The following is a 25,306-nucleotide window of genomic DNA, read 5'->3' on the forward strand; positions in this document are numbered from 1 at the left end:
ATAGATTCATCTTAAACCCTATACCTATGGAAATTTCTACATTAAACTATTTGATCTGCATGGAAAAACCGACACTGGAGGTTTTCGCACTACGATTCGTAAAGGATATAGAACAGGCAGAAGAACTGGTACAGGACACCATCATCCGCGCCTTGCAAGATTCCAGCACCTATACGCCCGGCAGCAATCTGAAAGCCTGGTTGTATTCCCTGATGAAAACCGTTCACCTGGAAAGCAATCCGGAACCAATAATCAGCATAGAACCCTTTAAAAAGAGAAAAATGCTGTCTTTGGACGACATTCAATTGGGTAGTTCCGAATTGCGGGTAGATAAAAAGGAATTGCTTGCCCAGGTAAACCGTAGCCTGAAACATGCGATCAATGCCTATTCAAAGGATTTGAGGGATTTCCAGAAAGCGAGTGCTGTTGCCTCCTAAAATGCTGTTTTGTTCATTCCTATCGTGTCGACTTAACTAGCGGTCAGACCTTAATTTTTCCCGGTGCATCGTCCCCCAGTCTGAAAGCGCGTGTAAGACATCGCTCAATGTGTCTGCATAGGGTGTAAGTTCGTATTCCACCACGACCGGTGTTTGGTTATGCACTACCCGCTTCACAAATCCGTTCATCTCCAGTTCTTTTAACTCACTGGATAAGACACGGGCAGAGATGCCCTCCACCGTCCGCTGAATCTCATTAAAGCGTTTGTTGTTTTCGCGCAGGGCAACGATGACCCGCAATTTCCATTTACCTCCAATTACGTAAAGCGCATCCCCTATGGAGCTTAACCTTCTGGTACATGCCTCTCTCGTGATCCCTACTACCTCATCCATAACTACTTGATTTAAAGAAAGCTAACTCAAAGGTTAGCACTAACCTTTTGTATACTACTAATATTTTATAAGCAAATGTATATAGATTTGACGGTATAAAATATTTAAATCATGAAAAAGATATTGCACATCATATCGAGTCCGCGGGGAGCCGCATCCTTCAGCATCAAATTGGGAAACGCGATTGTAGAGAAAATCCAGGATCACTACCCAGACAGTACGCTAAAGGAAACTAATCTGGTCAGTAAAAAATTCCCCCATCTGGAAGAAGCGCACCTGGCCTCTTTCTTCACACCCGCAGAAAGCCGGACACCGGAGAACCTTGCAGCCATTAAACATTCAGAAGAAGCCATCCAGGAAATTATGGATGCAGATGTAATTGTTCTGGGCGCACCGCTTTACAACTTTTCCATACACTCCAGTCTGAAAGCCTGGATAGACCATATCGCACGTGCGGGGATTACCTTTAAGTATGATGAAAACGGCCCGCAGGGATTGATAAAAAACAAGAAAGTTTACCTGGCACTTTCATCAGGAGGGATTTACTCGGATGGCCCGATGAAGTCCTTTGACTTCGCAGAGCCCTACCTGAAATCTGTTTTAGGCTTCTTAGGCATGACAGATGTTACTTCCGTCCGCGTAGAAGGCACCTCTATTCCGGGGTTACAGGATACTGCCCTGCAAAAAGGCATTGACAGCATACAGATCAACTAAAAAAAGCGCCCTGTTCAAGGGGCGCCTTTTTTATGTTACTTTTTCTTGGTTAAGGACTTGATGGCCTGGATTTCGTTGTTACTGAAAGGAGTTTTATCTTTCCTGTAAATGTCATGAAACCAAAGCTCAGGTTCTTTTCCATCTGGTCTCGGAGTATCCCAGGCAAAAATGGTATTGGTTTTCCCGGAAACAAAACCCCAGTGGATGGCACCTACTTTCTGCTCTTTCAGCATCGGCATTACCGTTTGGAATAAACTACCGTTTCTCCTGGCCATATATTCAGTACACAACATCGGGCGATTGTAAGCCCTCAGTTCTTCGATCTTTTTCAAATGAGCATCTACGTAGCCATAGTGGTGGTAGGTGATCACATCTGAATTCTCTAATTGAAATTTGTTCAGGTTTTCAAAGTTGGCTCCAAAATTCCAGATTCCGGAAGTAATGGGCTGACTAGGGTTTACTGCCTTGGCCCATTCAAAAACCAATTTCAGCAGGGGTAGACTTTTGTCCACGTACTGGTTGTTGCCCGGTTCATTGTAAAGGTCCCACATGACAATACGGTTGTCGTTTTTATACGTAGTCATGACATCTTTGACATAAGCTTCCAGCATTTTCAAGCTATCCGGGTTATTGCGGATATCAGTGCCCGGGTCCCTCAACCAACCACTATTGTGCACTCCTGGCTTCGGTTCAGGCTGTTTACCAGCCTGGTATTTATCATTCCAGCAATCGTCGAAAAAGACCAGCATCGTTCTGATCTTATGTTTGGTAGAGATGTCCAGGTATTGATTTAAGCGTTTTTTGAAACCCTCCTTATCGGATGTCCATGCCACATGGTGTAAAAACACCCTCATGGTATTGAACCCCAGTTCCTCGGCCCAGCCCAGTTCCTTATCTAACGTTTCAGGATCAAAAGTAGCAGCCTGAAACATCTCCAGCTGGTTGATGGCTGTAGAAGGCTGAAAATTAGCTCCGGTCATCCAGGGCTGCTTTTTATACCAGCTACCTGCCTGTTCCGCTGTCCAGCGAGGTTGTGCCATCCCCGTGCCGACAATGAAAAAAGAAAAGAAAAAGAAAGTGAATAAATTCCTCATATGTGTTTATATTTTGTTGGGCCAAAATAAGCAAATCACCTGGCTGAATCTGATCATTTATTTGCGGTTTTGTCTCATTTTATCCCCTCGACCGGGCAGTTCCCTCCAGGAAACTGGAAAGCAGGGCCGCAAAACCTACACCCAATGTATAGGCCAGCAAATCGCCCCAAAGGAAACCATGCCCCAAAACTAAACTACCCAACAGAGTATTGCGGATGTCATCGATCCATGCCGCATGGTAAAGCTGACTCAGTTCTACCGCATAGCAGGTGAACAAACTCAGGAGCGCAACTTTCTTCCAATGCTGATCGATCAGCAGAAACCGAATGATCAGAAACATCATCACTGCCCAGAGCAGGTCGCCCACCATTAGCGGGATCCCCGAAAGCCTTCTCGATAACAAACCCAATAGGACTACCAATACGATCAGCATCACATAAATTAACCTTCGCTTGGTAGCAGACATTTATTCCTAAGTTTTGCCCTAAAATATTAAAATTTAAGCATTACTTCATAAATTCATAATTGGCCGGGTTTGTGTTCATCGAAAAGTTCGTTTTATCCGTACATATTTATAATTTTATCGCTGAACCGAAAGAATGACTATTAAAAAGAACTTTGATTCCGATTTCTGTGGAAGCCTTCCCCTGCATCACATCAACTCCATACAAGACTATGGCTATGTATTGGTTGTAGAAACCAAGGGGCTGATGATCGTTCAGGCCAGTGAAAATCTGGCCGGATTATTCCATAAAGACATCCAGGAAATCATCCCGGGCCCATTGGCGCAATATTTGGAAGAGGCCAGCACACAAAAGATTAAAGAACTGATTAAAAGCCAGTTACTATTTAGGATTCCCTTATCCCTGAGTTTAAAGCAGGATGATGGTAGCGAATCTTACCATGCCCTGGTACATATTAAAACCGACTACCTCATTATTGAACTGGAAAAGTCGGATCAAAGTACTTCCAGGAGTTTTACGGAAGTGTACGAAAGCATCAGGCATATCGGCGCAGCCCTGGACAAAGCAGACACCGTTCAGGAAGTCTGCGATACCGCAATTACAGAACTCCGCAAGCTTTCCGGCTTCGACGGAATCCTGATGTATAGTTTTGACAAAGAGTGGAATGGGACTGTAATTTCAGAAGACAAAGATGAACGACTTGAGCAGTATTTAGGTCAGACTTTCCCTGCATCTGATGTACCCAGACAGGCACGGGAAATGTATTTGAAAAATCCTTACCGGCTCATCCCCAACAGAAACTATCAGCCGATCCGCCTGTATCCGGTCATCAATCCAGTGACCAATGCCTTTATAGACCTCTCCGATTGCAATTTGAGGGGAGTTGCGGCAGTGCACCTGGAATACATGAAAAACATGGGCATCAAAGCTTCGATGTCGATCAGGGTGATATACAATCAATCCCTATGGGGTTTAATTTCCTGTCACCACATTGACGAGAAATACCTCAATTATGAAATCTGTTCAGTCTTTGAATGGCTTTCGGAACTGATCTCCAATAGGCTCAGCATGGTCCTGAATCAGGAAAGTCATCAGGAGAGCCAGTCGCTGCATTTACAGCGACAGCTCCTGAGCGACCGTATTTATACTGAAGATCAGTTGATGGCCGTTCTTTTAGCTGAAGATGCTGCACAGCTGCTTTCGCTATTCAAGGCTTCAGGTGTCGTGGTGTCCCAAAATGGGCGCATAGAAAGCCGTGGTCTTGTTCCCCCGAAAGATGAGCTGGAGAACCTGCTCCTGTGGCTGGAAGGCAAAAGCTTCAACAAGGTTTTCTCTACTTCACAGCTCAGTGAAGATTATGAAGATGCGGCAGCATTCGCTGCAGAAGTCAGCGGCCTGTTGTTCATTCCCATCGATAGTGAAAGGGCAGAGTTTGTGGTCTGTTTCAGGCCCGAGGTTTTACAAGACATCAATTGGGGCGGCGATCCAAACCAAACCATTACTTTTGATCAGGATGGGAAAAATTATCATCCCAGAAATTCGTTTACTTCCTGGAAGGAGACCGTAAGGGAACATGCCCTGAGCTGGCGGAAAGAAGAACTGGAAGTGGCCGAGTCGCTCCGCACTTTTCTTTTTGAATTCAGAACGAGGCAATTAAAGCACTAAATCAATGGCAAAAAGTAATTTAAAAGCACTGCAAAAGGAACCACGGTATGACAAATATATCGTAGCGATAGGAGCATCTGCAGGTGGTCTGGAAGCCATCCATACTTTCTTTGACCACATGCCGGAGAGTTCCAGTTTCTCTTTTATCGTCATCCAACACCTTTCTTCCAATTTCAAAAGCCTGCTCGTAGAACTCGTTTCCAAACATACCCATATGAAGGTATTTGAAGCAGCGCACAATATGGCGATCCAGCAGGACTGCGTCTACATCATACCCAACAATAAGCTGATGACCGTGAGCAACGGTCGCCTGAAACTGGCGGACAAATCGCTGATCAAGGCCCCCAATACAGCGATAGATACCTTCCTGCACACGCTGGCGGAAGACAAAAAAGAAAAAGCCATAGCCATTATCCTGTCCGGGACAGGCACCGATGGTACCAAAGGCATCCAGAGCATCAAAGATTTTGGTGGAATGGTGATTGTTCAGGACCCTGCAACCGCCCAGTTTGATGGTATGCCCAACAGTGCCATTGCATCAGGCAATGCAGACTTTGTGCTGGCTCCCGACAAAATCCATGAAGCACTTTTCGAATACAATGAAGAAGAACCCGTAAAAGTACTCGAACCCGGCAATGTAGATGACGGACTCCTGGAAGAAATCTTCAAACTGGTATTATCGAAAAGCGGCAATGATTTTAACCTGTATAAAACGGCGACCATCGTCCGGAGGATCAGCAGGCGCATGACCGAAACCGGGCACAAGCACCTGAAGGATTACATTACATTTTTACACAGCAACCCAGATGAAGTAGAGGTCCTTGGGCAGGATTTCCTGATCGGAGTTACCCGGTTTTTCAGGGATAAGGCCTGTTTCGACCTTTTGAAGAGCGAGGTGATTCCTGCGCTGATCAACAGCAAGGCCGACCGCGACATCCTGAAAGTCTGGGTATGTGCCTGCAGCACTGGCCAGGAAGCCTATTCCATTGCCATTGTCATCAATGAATGCCTGGAAAAAATGGGCAGAAAACTGGATGTAAAAATCTTCGCCACTGACATTGATGAACAAAGCATTGAAATTGCGGCCAGCAACAGGTACCCACTGACCATCAATAAAGAGATTGATGCCAAAACGCTCAAAAAATATTTCATCCAGGAAGGGAAGACACTCAGTGTGATTCCCCAGATCCGGAAACAGATCGTTTTTGCCAAGCACGATGTGATCAAGTCGCCGCCCTTCATCAAAAACGACCTGATCAGTTGCAGGAACATGCTGATCTACATGAACAGCATGTTGCAGGACAAGGTATTGTCGACCTTCCATTTCTCCCTGAACCCCAATGGCTACATGCTGCTGGGATCCAGTGAAACAGCAAATGCAATAAAAACCGGCCTGACGGAACTTTCCGGCAAATGGAAGCTTTTCCAGAAAACCGGAAAGATCAATTATTCGACTTTCAATACCTACCATACCGGCGGACGCATGCTGAGCAAGACCAATCAGCAGGAACAAGCTACAAAAGATGTCCCCCTGAGCCTTGCAGAGAAGCGGTTCAATAAGTTCGTTACAGCAGATCTGGGCTATGCGGGTGTTTTTGTCGATAAGAGCTATATCATACAGGAGACTGTCGGCAATTACCGCCGTTTCCTTTCCCTTCCGGAAAAGATTGAACTGAATATCCTGAGGATGGTACCCAAGGAGATCTCCATCGTGCTGAATACCGCGTTGCGAAAGGTTTGGAGTGAAAACAAACCCGTACATATCAACAGGCTACGGATCCACAGGGGAGATGAGTCCATTTATCTGAATGCATCCATCCAGCCCCCTCAGGATGAAGATGGGTATACCATGGTGATTTTCTCAGAGAGCATTGCCGAGATCATTCCCGATAAGGAAGAGCTGGTGCTTTCTGCCCTCTCAGGTGAACAGCACAGCGAATACATCTACGAACTGGAAGCCGAACTCAATGAGACCAGGAACAATTTGCAGTTTGCCGTCGAAGAGATGGAGACAACGAACGAAGAGCTGCAATCGACCAATGAAGAGTTGCTTTCCGCCAATGAAGAGCTGCAGTCCAGCAATGAAGAGCTACAATCGCTAAATGAAGAACTTCATACCCTGAACACTGAGCACCAGATCAAGATTAAGGAGCTTGTAGACCTGAACGACGATTTGGACAACTACTTCAGAAGCACAGATATTGGTCAGATCTTTTTGGACTCAGGTTTGTACATCAGGAAGTTCAATCCTGCGGCGGTGAGCATGGTCAACCTCATTGATGCCGACATCGGTCGGTCGATAGAACACATCTCCAACAACATAAAAACGGAAAACCTCTCTGCCGATATCCGATCAGTCCTGCTCTCCGGGCATTTGGTAGAGAAAGAAGTGGCCTTGAAAAATGGCGATAAGAGCCTGATGCGCATTATGCCTTACATCAGGAAGGACAAGCAAAAGGACGGTGTGGTGATCACTTTTGTAGATGTATCGCACATTGCCGACCTCAACAACATGATCACTGGGGTTTTCAATGCCAGTTTGAATGGCATTTTGGCCTTTACTTCCGTAAGAAATCACGAGCACCTGATTACCGATTTCAAATGCATCTCTTACAACAATGCCGCACTGGAAATGCTGCATAAAGATAAGGAAGAGCTCAAAAATGCATTACTGGTCAAACAATTACCGGAACTGACAGAGGGCAGCCTTTTCCAAAAATACATCAATACGGTAGAAAAAGGCATCACCCTGGAACACGAATTTAAGACTGCGGATGAGCGCTGGTACCGCCTGGTGGCAGTAAAAATGTCCGATGGATTCGCCGCCACACTTACTGACTTTACCGATCAAAAAGCAGCGGCAGTGAAACTGAAGAAGAATTACAATGAGCTGATCGGTGTCCGTGAATCCCTTAAAAGATTAAATAGCGACCTGGAAATTAAGATCCAGGAAAGGACCCAGGCACTCAGTGAAAGCGAGGAACGTTTCAAACAGGTTTCTGCTGCAACCAACGATACCATCTGGGACTGGAACCTGGTGGACAACCAGATGTGGCGTAGCGACAACTTTACCTCAATGTTTGGTTACCAATTGAACGAGGAAAGCAGCAACATTGACTTCTGGTTTAAAAAAATCCATCCGGACGATAAAGAAAGGGTAAAGGAGAGTGTTTTTAAAGCCATCAATACCAGTCAGAAAAAATGGACTGAAGAATACCGTTTAAAGAAGTCAGACGGAAAATATGCGGTGATCCTGGACAGGGGAACCATCATGCACGACGATTTTCAGACCCCCTACCGTATGGTGGGTTCGATGGTAGACATTACACGCCTGATCGAAGCTGAGCAAAAACTCAGGAAACAACAGGAGGAGCTGATGCAGCGGAAAGACGAGTTCATGAGTATTGCCAGCCACGAACTGAAAACACCGATTACGAGCATTCAGGGCTTTTTACAACTGGCCTTGCGCATAGCCCAAAAGAATGAGGCCAGCAAGCCGATGCTTGGTTTTATTGAGAAAGCAAACCGACAGTTGGGCAACCTCACCTCGTTGGTGAGTGATTTGCTGGACGTCACGAAAATCCAGGCAGGCAAGATGCAGTTCAATTTCAGCCAGTTCAACCTGAAAGAAGTACTGGAACAATTTATCGGCGACATCGTCGCAGATGAAGACCATGAAATTGTACTGGACCATGTGGATGACGTGACGATTTATGCCGACAAACACCGGATCGAACAAGTGATGCACAACCTGGTTTCGAATGCCATCAAGTATTCGCCTAATAATAAAACAGCCATCATTCATACTCAATTGATAGATGATCAGTTGCGCATATCGGTAAAAGATTTTGGGATTGGCATACCAGAAAGCAAAATTGACCATGTTTTCGACCGCTTCTTCCGCGTGCAGGATTCCCATTCCATGATCTCAGGACTGGGATTGGGCTTGTACATATCCGCGGAAATTGTGAAGCGGCATGGTGGAAAAATAGGCGTAAACAGCAAGGAACATGAAGGCTCGGAATTCTGGTTCGAAATCCCATTAAATCATAAGAAGAAATAAATTCATTTTGAACCCAGGTATGCGCATCAAAGCATTTATGCTCCCTCTTTTCCTGCTCATCAACTTTTTTGCTTCCGCACAGGTGATCAGGCTGAACGAGGAAACGCCATACCAAAATATAGGCAAACAACTCAGTTATTACCGCGACAACACGGCAAAGCTTGAGCTGAAGCAGGTGATGAAACTGGATTCCTCCAAACAATTTGTCCGGGGAACTTCAGATGTCATCAACTTCAAAAACACCAAATCCGCAGTCTGGATAAAGATCAGCTACCTGCAGGACTTTTTTGAAGATGTGGCGCTGGTAGTCGATGTACCTACCATAGAGCGCATAGACTGTTACATCCTCACAAAGGACGGAGGCATCATCAGTCGCCATTCCGGCGCTTTCGCCAAGGAAGTGAAGGGTGTACGGATTGCCAATAACTACACCTTCAAAATGCCTGATCCCAAGGGTTTAGAAAAACCTGCTACCGTTTACCTCCGGCTGCAGACCAACAACTACCTTTTGGTGCCCGTTAAACTTGGCACTGTAGACACGATAGTGAAGGGTCAGTCCTCCCGTGACCGGCTGGAAAGCCTTTATATCGGAATGCTCATCACCTTACTCCTGTTCAATATCTTCCTGTTCATCAGCGTAAAGGACAATACCTACTTGTACTATTCCATATATGTGCTTACACTGACCATTTATGTCAGTTTGTACCTTCGGGGCTATGCCTACCTCTTGGGCGACAGCGTAAGGTTTTTGGTATTTAGCTACCCCCATGCCTTTCTGAGCATCTCCATTGTTGGCTCTATTTTGTTCTGCAGGAAATTCCTCAACCTGGAAAAGACCTTTCCAAAGGTGCTGAAGGTTTATTGGGCGATGATCGGGATTGCCACTCTGATGTTTTTAACCAGCATCTTGGGCTATAAAACTGCATCTGCAGAGATTTCCAAATACCTGACCATCCTGATTTCACTCGTGCTCTGGGGAACAGGCTTTGTCGTCTACCGCAGAGGGCTAAAGGCAGCGAAGTTTTACATCATTGCCTGGTTTTCACTCGGCATCACCCTGATCATCGTGACGCTGAGTACCGTTGGCGTACTGCCTGTAGGCGATTATACCTTTGAGCTCGTTCCGATCGGATCAGCACTCGAATTGCTATTGCTGTCTTTTGCTTTGGGCGATCGCTATAAATCCATGTTACGCAATGAAAAAAAGGTGGTGGCACTTAAAGCCTCCAATGAGGTGAAGAATAAGCTCTTCTCGATCATCTCCCACGACCTGAGAAGTCCATTAAATAGTTTGATGAGCATTTTGACCTTAAAGGATATGGACGCCCTCAGCCTGGACGAGATCAAGTACTTGCTGGATGAGAACAGGAAGAACATCGAAACCATAAACACCACGCTGAACAACCTGCTGCACTGGTCTAAGAGCCAGATGGATGGCATCAGAACCGAGCCTGTAGCATTTGACATCAGTATGCTGATTGATGACTTGATGTTGGTCTACATGCCATTGATTCAGGAAAAGGGAATTCAAACCCAAATGAACCTGCAGGCAGGGCTTAAGGTTTATGCAGATCAGGACCAGGTGAAGCTGATCCTCCGCAACCTGATTGACAATGCCATTAAATTCACCGCGAAGGGGAATGAGCTTGGCTGCAGCCTGAAGCAGGTGAAGAACAAGGTTGAGATTTGTTTGTATAACCAGACCAGAGACACTTCAGGAATTTTTAACAATGGAGGAACGGGCTTGGGGTTACAACTCTGCAGAGAGTATGTGAGCAACAACGGCTCTGAACTGGAAATTTCAAGCAAAGACGGAGCGGTGTATTTTTGCTTTGAATTGCCGGCTGTCTAAAATATCCCCTTTAAAGTATATCATATCCAAATCAGGAATAGCCTATTCCTGCAGATTCCCGTTGCTTAGCATTCTAATCTCAATAAAGCTATGTCAACAAAGATATCTACTCCTAATGATCCAAATCTGGCTCCGTTTATCACCAAATTGGCCGATAAATACCAAGCCCTACACATCTATAGTTTTGGCTTTGTAAGCGCTCGTCAGGAAATGCAGACCTTGTTTAGACAGCACATCGAATCATCAAACCAGCATTTCCTGCTGATGGTAACAGCGCACAATACCAGGATTGACCATGAAGTGCAGGATTATTCCAATGCAAACTACAAAGAAGGTAAAATCAATATCCTGGTATTTGGCATAGAGAATATCGGAACTGCATTAGAAAGGAACAGCAGGTTTATCATTAGCATCATTCAGGAAGGTCTGCTAATGTACAACAAGGAAGGCGCGATTGTGCCGATGCCACTCAAAGCCTATGATCACAGTGGAGCCAAACAAAACGCGATGAAGCTGATCGAAAAACGGATAAAACTCATCCAAGGATTTTTGAAGAGCGCCCGGCAAGCGGTAGCGGCTCATGATGAGCTGATTGGTGTCTTCATGCTGCATCAATGTGTAGAGCAAAGTGCCGTTCTATTGCTAAGGGTTTTCGCCGACTTCCGCAGCGAGATCCATAACCTTAGCCGACTGCTGGATTTTTGTGCCTTATTCTCGCTTCCGATCTCCAGATTCTTTAACAGGAACGATGCAGAAGACGAACGTCTGTTTCAGATCCTGAGGAAAAGTTATTCCAGCACCAGGTATCAGGATGATTGTGAGATTGCCCTTGTGGATGCCGCTAAGCTGCTCTACAGGGTTAGTGCATTTGTAAAAATGGTCGATCTCCTATGCACAGAAAAACTGGAAGCAATGTCCTAACTATTGAAAAAATGTATATTTTTGATTCAAACAATTCTACTATGAGTACTAGCAGCAAACATCCCAATAAAGTTCATGAAGGCAGAAATGTGAAACGATTCAGAGAGATGATGGGGATTAAGCAAGAATCCTTAGCCTACTCATTGGGTGACGAATGGAGCCAGAAAAAGGTTTCTTTACTGGAGTCTAAAGAGAAGATTGAAGATGAATTGCTGGCTGAAATTGCTAAGATTCTCAATGTGCCTGAAGAGGCGATCCGGAATTTTGACGAGGAAACAGCCATAAGTAACATACAGAATAACTATGATAGTTCGGTAGTTAATTCGGGGCCAATTGTGAATTATGGTTGCACATTCAGTCCCTTGGATAAACTCATAGAAACTATGGAAGAAATCAAAAAGCTTCATGCAGAAAAAGAAGCTTTATATGAGCGACTTCTAAAAGCTTTGGAACAAAAATAGGCTATCTTTTGCCAGGTACTTCTAACACTGTGTAGAAATTCATTCTACTAGTCCAGTTGAAGCCTTCTCTGCGTTGATTAAGCATTAAAAATCCTGATACAAGTTTCTAAATGTACTTCTTAATCCGAAAGTGATCAGGTTGGTATTTTTAGCGCCCGTCAATTCATTGTTCTCCCTTCTGTACACTCCACCTAGCTCTAGACGCAAGTTGTATTTAGGATTGAGTAGATAAGATGCCTTAGCTTCAGCGAAGTACAGATTTGTTTTAATCCCTTGCCCTATATTACTACCATATTCCAATGACCTTGTTTCGTAGCTTTTGAAGATGTTCTTGCCATAGTTCATTCCCTCTGGGTCGAGACCATAACACGCATACATTAACTGAGTTTGAAAGTCGAAGCGTTGGTAACTGTAATTTAAAATACCCAGCATCTCACGGAAGTTGGCCCCGAGTGGATGCGCCAAAGGTTGATTCATTGCTGCATAGTTGGAAACACGGTCAAAATGAGCGTAAGTATAAGGTCTTGCAGTATTAAATTCAGCGAGGTAATTCAACCCTTCTACCTTGAACAGGTCAGAACCTTTAAAGCCGACTTGCAAAGCCCATTTATTGGCCCAATAACCTTTATTGCTAAAGAATTCCTTGGCGGTAAACTCATCAAACATGAACTGTCCGTATAGAGCTGTTTTCTCGAGTAACTCGTATTTTACGTTTAAGCCGAGGCGCATTTTGTCTGGAGAATACGTATTTGCACTTTCTAATGGCCTCAAGAAGATAAAAGGATGAATATAATTAAAATCAAATCCACGCTTTCCTTCTTTCTCTGCATCAGCCCAAGTTACTGCCTGGAAGAAGCCCAAAGAAAGTCTGTTACTCACATTCCAATCGATATAATGCATAGCAGCCCATTTACCACGGTCACCTAGCCGCCTGTCAACGGTTAACCTTTCCGCACCTGGATCCAGCATATAAGCAAATATGGTTTGATACCTCACATTACCCAATGTGGCTCTTAATCTTAAAAAAGAATAGTTTGAGGCCACATCTGACAATAACATCGAACGATAACCATCTCCTATAAAGTTTTTGTCATAACCCAGAGCAATATTTAAGTGTTTGCTGGCAGTGTAGGATAGTAAAGCAGTTACGTATGACCAGTCTTTTGTTTTATTATCCAATTTGCCTACACTCCCTCCAATTTCACTTGGCACCACCTTATTGCTATCGATGAAATCAGTAATGTATTTCGCAAAGACCCCTTGATTCTCAAAAACATTGGTGTAAAAAGAAAACTTCTCTCCTATTGTTCCTCCAAGCTGAACACCCCTTGTATTTTTCCAGGTGGTTTTGCTCTCGTCGAATTCCCTTCCAATCTGAAAATCAGGCAGAAAATCTGCGTATACTGTATAATCTTCCCCTTTGAAATTGAGCAAATGCTCCTGAGTCAATTTCCTCCTTACCCATGAGCGTCGGTTTAAGGAGTCTACTCCTGCATTCATCAAGCTATCATACCTGGCTTTAAGTATTGGATCATCCGAATAAAAGCCCTTAATAGAAGAATGCATACGTCCGTTAACGTCGTATACAGATTTATTGAGCTTCTGATAGAATTGGTAAGAATAGGGAATATTGACATTTGGAGTCTGTGCTTTCGCGCAACTGAGCGCTATTGCAAGAATCCCCAAGGTTAGGAATGCTCTCATAAGGTGATTAAAGGTTTTCTTGTTCTTGTACCTGAGGGTCCAGTTCTTCAAATACAGAGTTTTTACTGAGGAATTCAGGCACGATGAACTTCATTTGCTCCACGACCTTTCTATTGTTGTGCAAAGATGCCAAACGCAACAACTCATAAATCTGCGTCTCAATATCATTAAATACATACTCACGCACCTGTCCGATCATAATCTTTTCATGGTGGGTAGGCATGGTATTTTCACTATCATTTAGTAATTCTTCAAACAGCTTCTCGCCCGGTCTTAACCCCGAGTAGGAGATTTTGATATCCTGGTTTGGAATTAAACCAGCCAATTTGATCATCTTCTTAGCCAATTCAACAATCTTCACGGATTTACCCATATCAAAAATGAAGATCTCTCCCCCTTTGCCCATACAGCCCGCCTCCAGTACCAAACGGCAGGCTTCAGGAATGGTCATAAAATATCTGGTGATTTCAGGATGGGTAACGGTAACTGGTCCGCCTTTTTCTATCTGTTGTTTAAAGCGAGGGATTACAGAACCATTGGAGCCCAAAACATTTCCAAAACGGGTAGTAATGAATTTGGTGATCGGTTTGACATTTCCTTCATTTAGATAACTTAGGCCATTGGTATAAATTGCATCAGATTTATTGAGAGAATTGTTCAATGACTGCACATAAATCTCCGCAATGCGCTTAGAGGCCCCCATTACATTTGTTGGATTAACAGCCTTATCAGTTGAGATCATTACAAATTTCTGTACACCATGTTTCACAGAGAGGTCAGCGATGGTTTTAGTTCCCCTCACGTTCGTTTTAATAGCTTCTGCGGCATTATCTTCCATCAAAGGCACATGTTTATACGCTGCGGCGTGATAGACGTAATGAGGCTTGTATGTCTCGAATAAATGCTGCATTCTCTTCTCATCTTTTACATCACCAATGAAAGCGTGGAAGTTGGTATTTTTATGAGTTTCGTCTAGCTCCAAATATATGTTATGCAGAGCCGTTTCACTTTGATCACATAAGATGATTAATCCAGTTTCGAATTTCATCAATTGTCTGACTATCTCACTTCCTATAGAGCCTGCAGCCCCTGTGATTAGGATTCTTTTTCCTTTAAGTTGTTTCTGAATCCCTTCAATATCGATCTGGATGGTCTTGCGATTTAAAAGATCTTCGATATTAATGTTCTGAATCTGAGCCGTTGTGACATCTCCTTTTGCCCAAACATCCGGAGAAGGAATATTTAAGATTTTAACATCATGATCTAAGCAGATATCAACGATGTCGTTTTTACGCTCCAAAGGAATGGTATAAGAAGCAAAAATAATTTCATCCACTTCATGCTCTACAATCAGGTATTCTAATCGACCAGCATCCAGAATTTTAACCCCATCAATAGTTTTTCCTACTTTTCGAATATCGTCGTCCACAAAAGCTATAATGGTCTTATTTACTTTAGCGTCGTGATCGAAAGTACGTTTGGTGGCTAGTCCAGCCTCGCCTGCCCCATAAATAATAACTCGAATTTTGTCCAAGCTCGCATTCTTCAAATACATGAAGAAATATTTGACCATTATTCGATAGGTGATTAAAAAAAGAAAAGAGAAAAGGGTAGAGATAATTATTGCGACATTACTGATTACGTGCTCATGTGAAATCACAACACCCACCGCATGCGCGAAAAACATCAATAGAGAACTCAGGATCACCGCAAACAAGATTCGGAAGGAATCTTGGGCCGATGTATATCGTACAATGCCGGCATAACTTTTAACACTGCTAAAAACTAGCGAATTGACTATTACGAGCAATACTACGGATTTGTAAAATGCAATAAAGTCTATCTCATTTAGGTGAAAATTATGCTGAAGTACTACAGCAAAAAGTAACGCTAAAACACTAAGACCAATGTCTATAGTGAAGATAACCCAGCGTGATACGATTTGTACTTTTGTAAACATAGAAGAGTTTTTAGCTCGCAGACCAAAAGTAACAATAATTGAACCAAAGACGAAACTAGGATTTGGCTTTCATCAATTTTGGTTTAAAAAAAATATAGATTAGTGCTAAGGGCGTTATAATGATAAGAAACAATGGAACAAATCTGAGAGAAAACTGAGTTACTATAGCAACTATCAAAACCTGTATAGCACCATAGACGGATGATATCAGTAAATGACTTTGTTTTTGCTCATTTGCCAGAATCTGATAAAAATGAAACCGGTGAGCTTGGAATATATTCTGTTTCAGTATTAATCTATGAACAATGGTTAGTACTGCATCTACACCATAAACTGCCAAGAACAAAATATAGCCGTAGTTTCCAGTTTGCATAATCAATTTGATCAATAAAAACAGAATCCAAAAAGCAATAGTGATACTTCCTACATCTCCTGCAAAGCATTTGGCTCTCTTTCTAAAGTTAAAATATAAAAAAACAGAAACTGCGATGATTGGTAACCAAATCATATCTGGCTCGACAAATTTAATGATATTTAGATTTACATATTGAAGTCCACCAAGAACTACAAAGCTGTAGACACCAGTTATTCCGTTAATACCATCCATGAAATTATAGGCATTAATCGTTCCTATGACAAATACGTACAAAAGTGTAATAACGTAAGGCGAAAAAAACTGAAAGGCACTTAATGAAATGAACAACAAAGTAACTGCAAATAAATGAACAAAAAGTCTGATTTTGTTGGAAAGCGTAATTCGATCATCAATAAAACTGATGATACCGATAGCTAACATACCAAGGCTTAAAATCCAATATTTCGGATAGAAAACGAAAGCAATTGATGCGGCAATAAGAAATATTATTCCTCCTCCCCTTATCGTGACTTCTGAATGGGAACTTCTCTCGTTCGGCTTATCAATGATATTAAAATGATCAGCAACTTTAAAATAAAGGAGCATCGCCAAAAACAGAAATATAATTAAAGATATATAAAGCATTATTTTTCCAGTCTAGATACTTCAGCCATAAAAGAGGAAGCAGTAATTTTTAACCCATCCTCGACATTTAATGGGAGATTCACCCCTAAAGCGTCCTTAACTTTAGCATTGGAAACAATATAATTTTCGGTAAGCTTGTTCAAACGTTCCGTATTTAATGGTAGTTTGAATATATCGCCAAGCTTAGCGAGCCCTAGAATTATTCTGCTACACACAGCCCATAATTTTGGTTTTTTATTTGATGAATTTGCCAATAACCTTATCACATCAGTCGTAGATAGAGGATCGTCATCCGCTACGTTATAAATCCCTGAGGCAACCTCTTGCTGCAGTAATTTGACTATCACAAAACATAAATTCCCCACACTTAAAAAAGATCTTTTATTGTCAAAAGAAGCTAAAGGATAAGGGATTCCTTTCTGGACAAATTTATACAATAAGTTTAAGTTACCTTTGTTTCCCGGTCCATGGATCATACATGGACGTAATATATAATAAAACTTTCCAATCGGTAGTATTTGACTTTGAATATACTGTTCCGCCATCAACTTTGATTTTCCATAGTCAGTAACCGGACTAGGAAAGACATCTTCTGTTAGTATACCATCAACAGTATCAGCAGCAGCTTTTACGGAACTAATAAAAATGAATTTTTTTGCATCTGATGATAAGAATTTATCAAATAGGCCCTTAGTTAGTTCATAATTTACCTTATAATATTCATTGGCATTTGACGAATTTTTTAGATCATGGGCCTTACCAGCTAAGTGTACAACAGCAAAAGTGTCTGAGAAATCTGCTGAAATTAACTCACTCCTAGAAACTCGCGTTATATCGAAATTAAATTTAGCGCTCAAATATTTAATCAGGTTTTGACCGACAAAGCCTGATGACCCAGTAATTAAGATTCTCAAATTTTTATTTGCCTAATTGTTTTTTTATTTATTCTACTTCTTTCTGCATCGAATAGCCACCCCCATTTATTAAAATAGTAAACTGCTGATTTTAAATATACTCTGAATGTATTGTATTGCATGAAAGATTTCTTCTCGTGATCATGAAAGACAGAAACTTCAGGATAAAATAACGACTTGTAGCCGCTATTCATTACACGTCTACATATATCTATGTCTTCTGTATACATGAATATTTTCTCATCAAATCCAGAAATACCTTTTAGGACATCCATTCTAAATAGCATAAAGCATCCTGACAAAAAAGGAACTTCAATAGTTTTGTTATATTTCGTACCTCTGAGTTCATACCTTTCGTCCACTTTATCTTTTATATATTTCAATGGAATCAGTCTTCTAATGATTAAGTCAATTGGGCTTGGCAACAACCTAGCTACATATTGTAAGGATCCATCAGGATAAAGTACTTTTGGCATGACTACACCCACGTCCGTGTTAAGGGCCATGAATGATAAGAGACGTTCGATTACTCCATTATCAAAAAATATGTCAGGATTCAAAACTAAGTGAAAAGGGGATACATCAAGCGCTTTTCGAATGGCAATATTGTGCCCTGCACCAAATCCAGGATTTGAAGGATTATGTATGTATTCCACCCTTGGGTCTGATATAATGTCTTTTAGGCTGTTGGTAGGAGAATTATCAATCAGATAAAGTTTTATTAAAAGTGTTGAGTTTAAAAAACTATTAATCGATTGAATTAACATATGCTGAGGATTGTTATACAACACTATGCTAGCTGTTACTTCAAATTTCAAGGTTTTATTTTTTTAATTTATAGAATTTATAATTATGTTCTATGCCATTTTTATTCTTTTGTTAAGATCAACGAAAATAATTCATCAAATCCATTAGTGAATGGCTTTTCAACTTCGACACTAGGATTCTTATCAAACGCCAATGCCTCCTTTTCAATCAAAGTTAGCATATATTTTTGCAACTCTTCCGGATCATCCGCTGCAAAAAATTTAACAAACTCATATCCACCGGAACTCTCCTTTGCGTAAGGTAAGTCGACCAGAAGCATTGGTCTTCCATACTGCCTGAATTCTGTGATAGGCAAGCCCCATGTCTCTAAAGTTGAACTAAAAATTAAGCAGTCCGACGTCGAATAAAGATAACTCATTTTATCACGATTGACCGCCCCAACCCAACTTATACATCTCAAGTGACCATATTTCTCAATTAGACGCATTGCGTACCTACTCTCTTTACCATTCACAGTTACGATAACCTTAAATTTGGCGAGACTGGCTGATTCAATTAATTGCACGGCCTCACAAATCACTTCAATATTTTTATAAGGCTGGGGTTTAGTAGGATAGATGAATGTATAAACGTCAGGTTTTTCACTCTTTAAATTCACATTCTCGCATGCAGTTGGTTGATTTACTATAACAGATGAACGCATTGCGCCGTAAGCATTCACGAAATAATCCCTAATCCACTGCTGTTGAACAATGATATATTTGTTTCTTGACAAATTAATGTAATAAAAAAGCGGATAATAAAAGCTTTGCAAAAAGCTCCTAGTAGGATTCAAATAGTCTTTTAATCTTCGTTTATAAAACGGCGTTGCATTATGGCAATACACTGATCGTACTCTTGATCTAACAGTTGGACTACAATCATTCAAAGAAAGCCAAAGATGGACGTTCATTTTTTTGGACAAGAAGTAGTACCAGATATATTCATAGAAAAATTTAAGCAGTATAAATTTCTTATAAAGTTTAATTTGTATAAAATGTACGTGATCGAATTCACCAAACAAGCTGACATCTGCTACAATCGCTACAATATAGAATTCTTTGTGATTGCGAGTTTGCGACAGAACGTCCCGGAAAACTTGTAGTGGTCCTCCTGAAGTGATATTTGCACCAGAGATTACGATTGTAGTTTTGCCTTTTTTATCCATTGCTAATGTTTAAATTTTTGATAAGGATATATCCGAGACTTTAATTTTTTTCTTAAACTTCATAAAATATGCCTCAAAAAAATGATAAGACAGGCTTGCTATCAATAACGTAAGTCCAATATAAATTGTAAATGAAATTAATCTGTTTGTAATGATGCCATTATCCTTTAACCAATTGATAAATATAAGTACCGCAACATGATACAAGTATATGCCATAGGATATCTTACCAACGTAGACAAGATATCGGTTTTCCAGCCATGGAAACACCTTAGATCTATTAACAATACAAAATATAACAATTGCGGAAAACAAATTCAGCAAGCTGTACCCCCAAACAAATCCCAGATTATCAAGCAGTAACCATGGATAACCGCCTGTACTTATCAATCCAAGACCAATACTGGATTCATTACTGATTAAAATGAAATTCAAAATTCCTGCAATAAAGACAATTGATAATGCGCAAAAGAAAATTTTACGTAAAAAATTACGACTTAATCTATTTGACAAATCCCTATAGAAAACAATTGTTGCACCAATTGCAAATGCATCCAAATGGGAAAATGTAATAAAATTAACAAACTCTCCTGCGCGAGCTATACTCTGTTCCTTCTCCATTAAAAATAAAAAAAGAAACAGCCTAAATAAAGGAACTATAATTAGCAAAAGGCCAAGGAGAGTTTTAAGCCGTTTAATAGGAAGATAAAAAATAAGAAATGGCCAAACCAAATAAAATTGTTCTTCAACTGCTAATGACCAAAAATGACCTACCCCATTAAGATCTACTGGATTAGGAAAAAGTGCATATATATTAATTGAGTAGGTTAATATAGGAACCACTGCTCCAAAAACTCTAGCCCATTGATCGCTTGCACCCCAAAAAAATAAAATTGCAAATGCATATAGAAAATAAATTGGAAATATCCGTAAACTTCGTCTCCAATAGAAAACCTTCAAATATTTCAATATTCTATCCGTATGGGACTTTTCCATAATCAAGCTAGTGGTAATTAGATATCCGGATAATACAAAAAACGTTTGTACTCCAACCCATCCAACACCCAATATTCCGAAATGAACCATCATTACTAATAAAACTGCTAATGCTCTCAGTCCATCAAGAGCTGGGACATAGTTGTGTTGTGTCTTCACGTTTATCTCGGTTTTGTACATAGTTAAGCCAATAGGCAAAAATAAAAAAATACATTTCTGGAGAAAAATAATGACCTTCTCTAAGCAACTTACAGAAAAAGTAAATTAAAACAGCTCGGCTAATCCATAAAGAGGATTCATTTGCCGCAGAATAATACTTTATTATGAAAGAGAAGATGATTAAGATTCCAACCAAACCTAGTTCTGAAACCACTCGTACCATCAAGGAGTTGGCATCCTGTGAGTTTAACTCCAAAAATTCAGTAAATTCCTCAGAACCAGCTATAGTTCCAATTTCCCGATCGTGTGTAATTACGTGCGATCCAAGTCCCCCACCTAAAACAGGGTTTCTTGAAAAACTTTTATAAGCAACCAAGTAATTAGATATTAAAGAATAAGAGCTTAAATTAGCTCCGCTAACATCTTTATTGACAAAAGAATTCACAGTGTCGTCTATCCTTAAAGTAAACTTAGGAAAAGTAAAATACAAAGCTACTGCAAAGACAGAAGCAAAAATCAAAGGCAATATGATCCTTACAGGATTAATTTTCTTAGGTATTAGAAACAAAATTAATAAGAGTCCTAGTAATCCTACACTCGAACCGCTTAGTAGTATTGCGGCAAGAAGAATTGCTACTCTATTCCAATAATATGCTACATTTTTGTCCTTGATCTGGAAATATAAGGCCGGAAGTACTGCGGTGACAAAATGGGCTGGTTCGAGCATGATACTTTTCACTGGCATAAACTCCATACGCATAAATGAATGAATACAAGAAATTATCAAGCCCAGAGCAGAAATAATTGTAGCAAACCGTGTGTAAATCCCAAAAAGATGGGATATTTTCTCACTAATAAGACCAAAAAAATTGTAGTAATATAACGATACTAAAGAAATACCAACGACCTGAGATAGAACTCGAGAGGAAGTGTTTGTACCTGTCAGGACTGAAAATAAACCTGTAAGGAATAGATAAGAGTAAAATATTAGAAGATTTTTTGAAACCAACATTTCCTTAATAAAAAACATTAGGAAGAAATTAATAAAGAGAATGAGGTAAAAAAGTTTATAATCGATAATATATGTAAAATAGATCGCTTCAGAGAAAACACTAGCAATGGTAGAATAAAGTATAAATCTTTTAATATTCATGGTCTGCGCAATATCCTTCGCAAAATGGCCCGAAGATTAGCATCAAAGTAGTCTAATTTAGCCTTAAACCTTGATCGGGATCTATTAACAATTTTTGCCCTCATAGCCTCCTTCAAAGCATTAGAATTTGTACTTGTTCCACCTGTTTGCATATTTACTGTTATTAAATCGAGGTAGCCTGCCTTCAATTTATCGCCAGCCCTCAAAAGCAACTCATAGTCACCGACAATTTTAAAAGTATCATCAAAAACTCCGTATTCGTTAAAGAATTCACGTGAATGGAAAGATCCCACATGTGTGGCATTCATGTACTTCCTGAATTTTCCCCAGACCCAAGGCTGTCCAATTATTCTAATTTGAGCTCCAGTTTTGTCTACAAGCCTCACTTGAGATGAAACAAAATGCGGTTGTATTAATTGTTGATCTATGTAGGAAACATAGTTTGATAGACAATCAAGTTCGTAGTAGTCATCAGCGCCTAAAAATGAAATCCAATCTCCGTTACATTTAGCGAGCCCCTTGTTCCATGCATCATAGATGCCTTTATCTTTTTCGCTAACCCAATAGTTAAGATAGCTAACATTTTGTTTAATAATATCAACTGTCCCATCCGTTGACTCGCCATCTATCACTATAAGTTCTACGTTGGAATAACTTTGATTTCTAACACTTTCCAATGCACGCGCTAGATAATCTTCACCATTAAAAACCGCTATTATTACAGAAACTAAGGGAGTATACTTCATTTGAACTTAGATGGATAAATAAATATTGGAATAAGCTTGCCCAACTGCTTCTTCAGTGCATTCAGTCAGATAAATTGAAGGGCTTACATACTTTATCGGATCACGAACTACGCTTTCCAACCCAATCTGGATTGCACTTAGCGAATTAGGATTGACTAACATCGCGTTCTGATAAAATTTTTGCTTTGCATAAGCACGATTACCGGTTAGCAATGGCTTGGCGCAAAACGCAGCTTCCAACATACTTATTGGCTGTGTTTCAGAAAAACTAGGGAGTGCGAATACACTGCAATTCTGAACTAATGAAACTAATTCCTCTGACCCTTCGCGTAACCCTTCAATCCAAATAATATTTTTATTTAGATTAACCTTTTCTTCAACCCTAGAAACGTAAGATCTCTCACCCGCTATAGGTTTGCCAACCAATACTAAATTTAACCCTAACTTTACCACTGCATCGATAAGAATTTCCTGATTTTTCCGCTGACAAACATTTCCGACACAAAGAACGTATTGTTGAAATGGCAATCCCAATGGTAGAACTCGTTTTGTCAATGTCATAAATTCATTAGATACAATATTAGGTATTACGATTATCCTATCTTCTGAAAATCCATAATATTTATTAGCAAGTATCTTTTGTTCATCACTAACTACAACTAATATGTCGACATATTTTAGCATTTCAAGTCTAAAACGACCTGCATGGAGATATCTTGAAGCAAAGTTCTTGGCTTTTAACAAGAAAGTTTCATAGTATCCAAAAAGTGCTGTCAACACAACTTTTTTTCCTGATTTTTTAGCCCAAATCAGGTTGCTGAAGTTATCGATTTCCAGACCCCAGAAGTGAGCAACGTCGAAATCTGCTATTCTCGACCAGACGTCCACCTTGCTTAGACTTAAACCATCATAACCAAAATTTTTGACTGCTTTAAAAGCAGATAGCATCTGAACTTCAAATCCACCAAATGCAAAACAGTGAGCCTGTAACGGAAAATACGTAACTTTTCTAGTTATCTGATCACCCATGACTTTAATAAGTATTTTACCGAATCAATTCCTAATGTTGTTAAGTCTCTTAAGTAATCTAAAACTGAAGCATTAGACCTTATATCAGAAGAGAATATTTTGTACCGTTTATTGTTATAAATTTTTTTAATAGGCAAAATTCCATGATTATATTGCATTTTAAACAATGACAAGTTTTTTTGTTGAACAGAGGAAATAGTTACGTGCTGTATCTTTTTCCTGGTGGTTCCCCATTCTATGTCTGATTTAAAAGGTATTGCGAATACACCATTATCAAAACCAGCACATGATACTGCATAACAATAAGCAATATCATCCCATGGTGCATATCTTTCATCAGGCATCCCAACTTTTCTCACTACTGCAGAAGGGATGCAAATTGGACTTTTTATGGCGATTTCCTTGTAGATAAATTCCCCGATAGAAAGCATTTTAAATAAATTCGGCCTGTGACCTACTTCACTTTCAATATATTGATATGTCGGTATAGTAGCCGCATTTTTCATTAACGCCCTAGAAATGTTTGCTCCATGACGAAGTGAAACAATTCCTAGGTTAGGCATTGTTGAATATAAGGCGGTTAGGCGCGATTCAATTAGATGATCTGTTAGAAGAACATCATCCTGAAGAATTATATTATAGCATTCTCCCTGATGAGTAGCCGCTAAAATTCCAGCATTGATGGACTTGAGTTCATGCACATCATTTTCGAAGATTTTATGGATTCGATGATTTGGATATTGGGCGGCTATATCATTTACTCGCTCTTCTGATCCATCAGTACATCCATCCAAGACAGCAAAAACTTCACTGCTCTCGCTCATACATTCGACAACATGATATAAAACTTCAGCAATAAGATCTTGCTTATTGTGTATAGTTATTATATAATTAAATCTGATATCTGACATCTCTTTTTTTAAACACTCATTAGGTAATACCTTAATCTCTGCTTGATATCACGAGGAATCCAATATAATAAGCCTGAAGGATACCTCTCATTTAGTGTTCCAGAAACACCGCAATAGCGTGGTAAATACTTAAGCAAACGATATTTATAGTTCTTTATCAAAGCAATACATACAGCTTTACTCAAAGCCTGTTCAAATGTATGATCCTTTGAATCATCAATTAAATTTTTATTTCCTATCAAAATCTCATAAAAAGCGGGAATCCCACCAAAAAAACGCGAGTCTGCATAAAACAACATGCCCTTCATATCTACCATAACTTCAATAGGTGACGGATAAATAAGTTGATCAGCAAACTTATTAATATTTAGTACTTTCAATCGTCCGGTTATTTTGAATATAAAAGTTGCAGACTTAAGGAATAGAGAATGCTCGAGTCCGTATTCTATAATCTGCATTTCACCATATCCCTTTCCTAAATTCCTATCGTAATCGTTGCCAAAAAAACAAAGTGTCTCAAGGCGGCCTTCACAGCTACTACCTTCGAATTCTTGTTCAATATCTACCCCCGAGTTATCTATGTAAACGATTTTCAACGTTGTATGCTCGAGATAAAACTTTATGGCTTCCACATATTGCGTCAGTCTAATGGATGGATCTTGGAGCTTGGTCAAACTCATGCCTGTGGGATTAAT

General features: G+C 40.3%; 22 protein-coding genes. 7 read left to right on the forward strand and 15 right to left on the reverse strand.

The features are described 5' to 3' along the window. The first annotated feature begins 26 nt into the window (after positions 1 to 26). Positions 27 to 437, forward strand: coding sequence for a sigma factor (locus tag WAE59_RS19940; RefSeq protein ID WP_337857747.1), 411 nt, complete (start codon positions 27 to 29; stop codon positions 435 to 437). A gap of 36 nt (positions 438 to 473) precedes the next feature. On the opposite strand, the gene WAE59_RS19945 is transcribed toward WAE59_RS19940, so the two are convergent. Next, on the reverse strand, positions 474 to 830 hold the full coding sequence (locus WAE59_RS19945; protein ID WP_337857748.1) for a winged helix-turn-helix transcriptional regulator: 357 nt from the start codon (positions 828 to 830) through the stop codon (positions 474 to 476). A 111-nt stretch (positions 831 to 941) separates the two neighbouring features. Here WAE59_RS19945 and WAE59_RS19950 point away from each other — a divergent pair, with 111 nt between their 5' ends. Then, positions 942 to 1,544, forward strand: a complete 603-nt coding sequence (locus WAE59_RS19950; protein ID WP_337857749.1) for an FMN-dependent NADH-azoreductase — start codon at positions 942 to 944, stop codon at positions 1,542 to 1,544. A gap of 35 nt (positions 1,545 to 1,579) precedes the next feature. Here WAE59_RS19950 and WAE59_RS19955 read toward each other — a convergent pair whose 3' ends face one another. Beyond that, positions 1,580 to 2,638 (reverse strand): glycoside hydrolase family 2 TIM barrel-domain containing protein, encoded by a 1,059-nt coding sequence (locus WAE59_RS19955; RefSeq protein ID WP_337857750.1) that lies wholly within the window; start codon positions 2,636 to 2,638, stop codon positions 1,580 to 1,582. Between the two features lie 79 nt (positions 2,639 to 2,717). Next, positions 2,718 to 3,104, reverse strand: coding sequence for a ribosomal maturation YjgA family protein (locus tag WAE59_RS19960; protein WP_337857751.1), 387 nt, complete (start codon positions 3,102 to 3,104; stop codon positions 2,718 to 2,720). 133 nt (positions 3,105 to 3,237) lie between these two features. On the opposite strand from WAE59_RS19960, the gene WAE59_RS19965 reads away from it, so the two are divergent. From WAE59_RS19965 to WAE59_RS19985, 5 genes are all read left to right on the forward strand, one after another. Further along, complete coding sequence (locus tag WAE59_RS19965; protein ID WP_337857752.1) at positions 3,238 to 4,767, forward strand: GAF domain-containing protein; 1,530 nt, start codon at positions 3,238 to 3,240, stop codon at positions 4,765 to 4,767. A gap of 4 nt (positions 4,768 to 4,771) precedes the next feature. Further along, positions 4,772 to 8,830: a chemotaxis protein CheB gene (locus WAE59_RS19970; RefSeq protein ID WP_337857753.1), complete on the forward strand. Its 4,059-nt coding sequence runs from the start codon at positions 4,772 to 4,774 to the stop codon at positions 8,828 to 8,830. A gap of 19 nt (positions 8,831 to 8,849) precedes the next feature. Next, positions 8,850 to 10,682, forward strand: a complete 1,833-nt coding sequence (locus WAE59_RS19975; protein WP_337857754.1) for a sensor histidine kinase — start codon at positions 8,850 to 8,852, stop codon at positions 10,680 to 10,682. Between the two features lie 90 nt (positions 10,683 to 10,772). Then, entirely contained in the window at positions 10,773 to 11,603 is an 831-nt protein-coding gene (locus tag WAE59_RS19980) for a HEPN domain-containing protein (RefSeq protein ID WP_337857755.1), read from the forward strand. A gap of 41 nt (positions 11,604 to 11,644) precedes the next feature. Continuing rightward, positions 11,645 to 12,064: a helix-turn-helix transcriptional regulator gene (locus WAE59_RS19985; protein WP_337857756.1), complete on the forward strand. Its 420-nt coding sequence runs from the start codon at positions 11,645 to 11,647 to the stop codon at positions 12,062 to 12,064. Positions 12,065 to 12,148: 84 nt separating this feature from the next. On the opposite strand, the gene WAE59_RS19990 is transcribed toward WAE59_RS19985, so the two are convergent. From WAE59_RS19990 to WAE59_RS20045, 12 genes are all read right to left on the reverse strand, one after another. Then, positions 12,149 to 13,768 (reverse strand): gliding motility protein RemB, encoded by a 1,620-nt coding sequence (locus WAE59_RS19990; protein WP_337857757.1) that lies wholly within the window; start codon positions 13,766 to 13,768, stop codon positions 12,149 to 12,151. A 7-nt stretch (positions 13,769 to 13,775) separates the two neighbouring features. Beyond that, positions 13,776 to 15,728, reverse strand: coding sequence for a polysaccharide biosynthesis protein (locus WAE59_RS19995; protein WP_337857758.1), 1,953 nt, complete (start codon positions 15,726 to 15,728; stop codon positions 13,776 to 13,778). A 55-nt stretch (positions 15,729 to 15,783) separates the two neighbouring features. Continuing rightward, positions 15,784 to 16,728 (reverse strand): MraY family glycosyltransferase, encoded by a 945-nt coding sequence (locus WAE59_RS20000; protein WP_337857759.1) that lies wholly within the window; start codon positions 16,726 to 16,728, stop codon positions 15,784 to 15,786. Further along, positions 16,728 to 17,642: an NAD-dependent epimerase/dehydratase family protein gene (locus tag WAE59_RS20005; RefSeq protein ID WP_337857760.1), complete on the reverse strand. Its 915-nt coding sequence runs from the start codon at positions 17,640 to 17,642 to the stop codon at positions 16,728 to 16,730. The genes WAE59_RS20000 and WAE59_RS20005 overlap by 1 nt, the downstream gene beginning before the upstream one ends. Further along, positions 17,639 to 18,460, reverse strand: a complete 822-nt coding sequence (locus tag WAE59_RS20010) for a glycosyltransferase family 2 protein (RefSeq protein ID WP_337857761.1) — start codon at positions 18,458 to 18,460, stop codon at positions 17,639 to 17,641. Before WAE59_RS20010 ends, WAE59_RS20005 begins: the two co-directional genes overlap by 4 nt. 50 nt (positions 18,461 to 18,510) lie before the next feature. Continuing rightward, a complete protein-coding gene (locus tag WAE59_RS20015) occupies positions 18,511 to 19,617 on the reverse strand; it encodes a glycosyltransferase (RefSeq protein ID WP_337857762.1) in 1,107 nt (368 codons plus the stop codon). A gap of 9 nt (positions 19,618 to 19,626) precedes the next feature. Beyond that, positions 19,627 to 20,772, reverse strand: a complete 1,146-nt coding sequence (locus tag WAE59_RS20020) for an acyltransferase family protein (protein ID WP_337857763.1) — start codon at positions 20,770 to 20,772, stop codon at positions 19,627 to 19,629. Next, on the reverse strand, positions 20,738 to 21,802 hold the full coding sequence (locus tag WAE59_RS20025; protein WP_337857764.1) for an O-antigen ligase family protein: 1,065 nt from the start codon (positions 21,800 to 21,802) through the stop codon (positions 20,738 to 20,740). The genes WAE59_RS20020 and WAE59_RS20025 overlap by 35 nt, the downstream gene beginning before the upstream one ends. A 119-nt stretch (positions 21,803 to 21,921) precedes the next feature. Next, positions 21,922 to 22,671, reverse strand: coding sequence for a glycosyltransferase family 2 protein (locus WAE59_RS20030; protein WP_337857765.1), 750 nt, complete (start codon positions 22,669 to 22,671; stop codon positions 21,922 to 21,924). A 6-nt stretch (positions 22,672 to 22,677) separates the two neighbouring features. Continuing rightward, the gene (locus WAE59_RS20035) at positions 22,678 to 23,700 is read right to left on the reverse strand and encodes a glycosyltransferase family 4 protein (protein ID WP_337857766.1); all 1,023 of its coding nucleotides are present in this window, start codon (positions 23,698 to 23,700) and stop codon (positions 22,678 to 22,680) included. Then, entirely contained in the window at positions 23,685 to 24,611 is a 927-nt protein-coding gene (locus WAE59_RS20040; RefSeq protein ID WP_337857767.1) for a glycosyltransferase, read from the reverse strand. The genes WAE59_RS20035 and WAE59_RS20040 overlap by 16 nt, the downstream gene beginning before the upstream one ends. An 8-nt stretch (positions 24,612 to 24,619) precedes the next feature. Next, complete coding sequence (locus WAE59_RS20045; protein WP_337857768.1) at positions 24,620 to 25,291, reverse strand: hypothetical protein; 672 nt, start codon at positions 25,289 to 25,291, stop codon at positions 24,620 to 24,622. Between the last annotated feature and the right edge of the window lie 15 nt (positions 25,292 to 25,306).

The organism is Pedobacter sp. GR22-6, from assembly GCF_037402555.1.
GTDB lineage: Bacteria > Bacteroidota > Bacteroidia > Sphingobacteriales > Sphingobacteriaceae > Pedobacter.